The sequence below is a fragment of the Mesorhizobium sp. BHbdii genome (assembly GCF_053848045.1).
In genome coordinates this window covers 1-420 of record NZ_JBSPKX010000265.1, presented here as the reverse complement: position 1 = coordinate 420, position 420 = coordinate 1, and the positions used below count along the sequence as shown (strand labels likewise).

The 420-nt window shown below is 58.6% G+C and carries 1 protein-coding gene; it reads left to right on the top strand.

Annotated features, from left to right (window positions below; translation table 11 throughout):
* Positions 1–232 precede the first annotated feature (232 nt).
* The coding region (locus tag ACWTU8_RS32965) for a hypothetical protein (protein ID WP_455851393.1) at positions 233–420 on the top strand (188 nt) is incomplete at its 3' end.

Sequence of the window (420 nt, the reverse complement as noted above, 5' to 3'; positions counted from 1 at the left end):
ACCTTCATGGCGATTGGAATAGCCTTTGGCTGACCATCCCAGAGTATTTGGCAGATTGGCGCAGCTACGTCCCTTCCTGCGCTGATAGGGTTCGCCCGCCGCGCCCGCGTGACGGGCGAACCCTAAATGTCTGCAGGCGGCATAGCCGGCATTCCAGCCTAAGAGGCGAGACTGCGCGACTTTTTTCGGAGGGGTTGAATGGCATCACACGGCTGCCCGCAGTTGATGCCTTGTGTCGGCAAGCCAGATCGTCAGTGACATTTCAGGTTTCTTCCAGAAGGCCCGGCTGCAAAGAGCCGAGCCTTCGGGTCGATCAATAACCGTTGTTTTCGATCACCACGGGACGGCGGTGATGGTGCTTGTAGACAGAACTCGTAACAACGACGGAATCGGGGCGATGGTGCCGGCGGCCGTGATCGT